General features: G+C 45.6%; 1 protein-coding gene. It reads right to left on the bottom strand.

Features of this window, described 5'->3' with window-relative positions:
- A partial coding sequence (locus Q5762_RS39605; RefSeq protein WP_315897164.1) for a hypothetical protein occupies positions 1 to 237 on the bottom strand: 237 nt, incomplete at both ends.

Below are 237 nucleotides of genomic sequence, written 5' to 3'. Positions count from 1 at the left end.
CATTAGTTTAGCCCATTCGCCGAGCACGACATTATTGATCTTAGCAGGGTTGTTAAAACAGCCCAAGGTAATATAGCTATTCTGAATGGCCGGCAGGCCAGTAATTGCTGGCTTGTAATAGGGAGGGCGATAACAGATATAGTCATCCGGCATGCGAATGAGTTTTTCAAAATAGTCCTTATCCACTCCCGCTGGTGTCTCAATGTGGTCGCTAAGGAAGTAATCGAAAGCGGGAAT

It is taken from the genome of Streptomyces sp. P9(2023) (assembly GCF_032436795.1).
Lineage (GTDB): Bacteria > Actinomycetota > Actinomycetes > Streptomycetales > Streptomycetaceae > Streptomyces.
This window is presented reverse-complemented; position numbering and strand designations above follow the sequence as displayed.